4 protein-coding genes are annotated in these 4118 nt (G+C 42.0%); 1 reads left to right on the top strand and 3 read right to left on the bottom strand.

The window, feature by feature from the left end:
• Positions 1-413: 413 nt before the first annotated feature.
• The 3 genes from ACM0OZ_RS48045 to ACM0OZ_RS48035 form a co-directional block, all read right to left on the bottom strand.
• Positions 414-1202 (bottom strand): hypothetical protein, encoded by a 789-nt coding sequence (locus ACM0OZ_RS48045; protein ID WP_414590025.1) that lies wholly within the window; start codon positions 1200-1202, stop codon positions 414-416.
• An 86-nt stretch (positions 1203-1288) separates the two neighbouring features.
• Entirely contained in the window at positions 1289-2158 is an 870-nt protein-coding gene (locus ACM0OZ_RS48040; RefSeq protein WP_414590024.1) for an acyl-CoA desaturase, read from the bottom strand.
• A 121-nt stretch (positions 2159-2279) separates the two neighbouring features.
• Complete coding sequence (locus ACM0OZ_RS48035; protein WP_414590023.1) at positions 2280-3437, bottom strand: SAM-dependent methyltransferase; 1158 nt, start codon at positions 3435-3437, stop codon at positions 2280-2282.
• Positions 3438-3908: 471 nt separating this feature from the next.
• Here ACM0OZ_RS48035 and ACM0OZ_RS48030 point away from each other — a divergent pair.
• Positions 3909-4118: hypothetical protein (locus ACM0OZ_RS48030; RefSeq protein ID WP_414590022.1), on the top strand; the 210-nt coding region annotated here is incomplete at its 3' end.

Raw genomic sequence — 4118 nt, 5'->3', positions numbered from 1 at the left:
AATGACCAGCAATGAGTAGAGGTGAGCAGAGATTGAGTTACAGTTTCTTTCCCTGACACCATAACCGATGAGAGTTTGTTATACCTGGGAGAAAGTAAGCTGAAACTATTGCTATATAAACATTTTAGTAACAGATTTTGGGCAGATTAACTTTGTTTACTTAGGTTTAAATTAGGCAAAATATAATAAGCCTAACACGAAAAAATCAAGGTTTGAGCTTCATTTGTGGCGTACTACAAACTTCCGTTTTAGGCAAAGTCGTACTACTTTGCACCTCATGACACGAATTAGGCAGCATTGGCTTGAACTGTAAACATTGTATACAACTAGCAGTACACAAAATGGCTCTTTTGTTTACCGCTTCCCTTAACCCGGTTTTTTGCGCAAATGCTACTCATCCCCCGGAAGTGCCGTTAATGATTTTGCTTCCCGCGTAGCCTCTTTGGATGACCAAACCATGACCAACTGCCATCGCTGGGCATATGTTCTTGCAATGTTTGTACAACATCCCCCATCGTACTGTCAGCAGAAACCCAACCACCTTCGATATCTGGAAAATCGATCTGACAATTTTCACACTTCTTGCCGTAATAAAAGCGGATCGGACACCAAAAAGATTCTACATTCCGCAGCATTTCAGCACCAAGGGAGTACACGCCAGTCATCCAATCACAGTACAAACACCAAATCAGGTCGTGCCCGATCAATCCTTCAAACTTCTGGCGGCTGACATTTATCCAATCGCTATGTTTGTAATTTGGGAACCCTAGCAACCATATAAGAAATGGATACACAAAGATTTCAGCCAAACGGATGGCAAAAAACACTGGCAGTGCCATAGCGGTTATCCATAATCCCAGGTGATTGCGCCACCAGCCGAACCGCTGATTGAGAAAGCCTACTATCCTCGGACCTTGTACGGCATTACGATGAGTCCATTCATGACCAACAATCCACAGTTGCATAGTCATGATCTGCCCAACCAAAGCCCCCGCGACTCCTACCCAGCCAGATACCAGGTTACTGACAAACCAGGGAATCCAAATTAGGATTGAAATGATTAGATCAAGCAAGGGTGCTTTAGTGAATGCTTCAGAAATGGTTTTGCTGAGGAAACTGAGTCGAGGTATCGACATCAGTAGCAAGACCATAACAGTTTCTACACAAACAACAGCTATACATGTTGTGACAAATGTATTCATAATTTGTTCCTTAAATAGGGTAAAGATCTTTATCCATCTGTTTTTTTCCAGCAGAAAGCTTTGAGAATTCTTGCTAGCAAAGGATCTTAGCCCTCAGTTTTTGCCCCACTTTTATCTTTGTTCAGTGTCCCAAAGTTTAGTGAGTGTTTCTTCTCCCACTTCTTTGGAGTTTTCAAATCCCACACTAAACCGAGCCAATTCAAACATTTCAAAACGTACCAGGCTACATCAATTTCCCACCATACAAATCCGTGCCGTGCAGAACTGGGGTCGTAATGATGGTTATTGTGAAATCCCTCACCTAGGGACACCAAACCAAAGACCCAAAGGTTACGGCTGTCATCTGTAGTCTCGAAGCGTCGGTATCCGTTAGGGCAATGGCAAGCTGACTGAATCAAATGAGTCGTATGCCAAATCATCACGTTGCTAACGCAAAATCCCCACACAAATCCTTCCCATCCGAAGAAGAAAAACATACCAGCACCAAAAACTAGCCATGGCAGGATAAACCACCGATCTAACCATACGAGTTCTGGAAACTTGGCGAAATCTGGAATTTGGTCGTAATCGGTCTTCGCAAAGCGCTTATTAAAGAACCAACCACTGTGAGAGTAAATTAACCCTTGATAACGTGGCGAATGAAGGTCATCGGGTGTATCCGAGTAGCGGTGATGAAGACGATGTGTCTGCGCCCACCACAGAGGACCACGCTCGGCACACAGGCTGCCATGAAGAGCTAGGAGGAACTGCATCCAACGCGACGTTTTGAAAGACCGATGAGAAAAGTAACGATGGTATCCTGCCACAACTCCGAATTGACGAACAAAGTAGCTGATCAAACAAAGCAATACCCAGAACAAATTGAATTCTAACCAGAAGACACACAACGCTAATAGGTGAGTGGCAACGTACAAAATATGGAGGTGAGTTATCGGTAATATATTTTTATAATTCATAATTACTTGGTATTAGTGGTAAATGTTGCATTCGTTCATATAGTCTTTCCTCGTATCTGCTTTTTCTTTGCAAACATAACTACAAATACAGGCAAATCCTTACAGGGCAGATGCTCAGCCATTAAGCATGAGCCATCAAGTATTGACCGTTGCCATTATATTCGCCATCAGACGCGGCAAAATTACGAGAAAACCATATTAAATAAAACCTCCACATACGGCGAAACTTAGGATAGTCAATGCCAAAATCTAAATTCTTGATTGTCGCTTGGTTGTCGTCAAAATTCTTTAGCCAATTCCCGTAGGTTTGAGAATAATTGCATCCATTGATATACCAACTTTTAATAGTTTTAAGGTCATTATTTTTGCTAGGAATTACATTATAATTCCAGAAGCGTCCGTGAGGAAAAATGTATTTGTGGGTGAAAACGCTGGATACGCTATTAGGGGTACGGATTGTCATGATGTGAATAAAAACCTTGCCGTCCTTCTTCAAAAAAGAAGCTATCTTTTGAAATGCTTTTGTTAAATTCCCCACATGTTCAAAAACACCTAGCGAAACAATTTTATCAAATTTGATATCAAATCCGGCATCATTAAAATCCCCTTCATACAAGGTAAACCGATCAGAATTGAGGTTGCTCTCAGGAGATTTCATTTTCTGGCGGATATACTCGCATTGCTCATGACTTAAATTCAAGCCCGTAACTTTAGCTTTTGGAAATTTGGCAAGAATATAATTCCCCAGACATCCCCAACCACATCCAATGTCTAAGATATGGTCTCCATCTTTGATATCTAGCTTTTCAATTACATCATCCATCATATGGATTTGGGCTTGCTCAAGGTTTAAGGCTCCCTTTTCCCACAGTCCCATAGTGTACTTAGGATAAACAAGCTTACTGCTACCTAACATAAGATTAAACATTTCTTGGGGTAGATCATACTGAATCTTCATTAAATCTCGCGCTCCTTCTGCGAGATTATCGCTTTCTTTTAATACCCATTCATAGGCTGTTAGAAGTGATGGAAAAAGTTGGAAAAATACGGGCATACATGCATCGAAAAGCACTTTCAATACAGAATCAGGGACTTCATATCCATTGATATAAGCCTCTGCTACTGCCATTTGTACCATATTGACCGTCTTAACCACACCAAAGGTTGCTTGGTAAGCAAATGGGCTTTTAAAATTTATATCTCCCACGACAGGAATATGATTTTCGATCTCTTGCAAAACACTGACATCATTCATGATTGATGCACCCGGTTTAATCATTATCTATATAGATGTAAGCTGAAGCAACTTATGCAGTTCAAAAGAATTGTCGAGTTCCACGAAAAATGGGTTCTTGTCCAGTTTTGGTGATAGTGGTTGGGGCTATGCATTAGTCACATATTTTGTAACAAAAGAAGGAAGAGCCAGAAGGTAGAAGCAGAGGAAGTTTCAGCCAAAGGAGAGAAGGAATGGGCAGAGATTGTTGGCGAGGTAGTTAACAAAAATTAAGAGAAAGAACCATTTGGTGTAGCAAGTGGCTCAAAGTATTGATTTCTCGTGGTTGTGAGCAGTGTCACGGGCAAGATTGGCAATTAGGGCTGAAAATACTTAATATTCCGTTTGTAGTGTAGACGATTATAAGGGCAAATCCGGGCAGGGCAAACGCATCTAAATAAGACTTGACAAAAAAAGAAATATATCGGTAAAGAGAAAAGGTGGCGATGGTTGTGCTGATGATTCCACCGTCAGGCGATGCGGAAACCGCCGCTGCGCGATCGCATCGAATGTAGAACATCAATTGACCGAAAAGGTGGCGATGGTTGTGCTGATGATTCCACCGTTAGGCGATGCGGAAACCGCCGCTGCGCGATCGCATCGAATGTAGAACATGGATTGACCGAAAAGGCGGCGATGGTTGTGCTGATGATTCCACCGTCAGGCGATGCGGAAACCGCCGCTGCG

Origin of the sequence: Scytonema sp. PCC 10023, from assembly GCF_963920835.1 — a bacterium.
Taxonomy (GTDB): Bacteria; Cyanobacteriota; Cyanobacteriia; order Cyanobacteriales; family Nostocaceae; genus Kalymmatonema.
This window is presented reverse-complemented; position numbering and strand designations above follow the sequence as displayed.

What these genes read in the sequence shown, in the direction of transcription:
- ACM0OZ_RS48045 (WP_414590025.1), bottom strand. Translation starts at nt 1,202, where the DNA reads ATGAATACATTTGTCACAACATGTATAGCTGTTGTTTGTGTAGAAACT.
- ACM0OZ_RS48040 (WP_414590024.1), bottom strand. Translation starts at nt 2,158, where the DNA reads ATGAATTATAAAAATATATTACCGATAACTCACCTCCATATTTTGTAC.
- ACM0OZ_RS48035 (WP_414590023.1), bottom strand. Translation starts at nt 3,437, where the DNA reads ATGATTAAACCGGGTGCATCAATCATGAATGATGTCAGTGTTTTGCAA.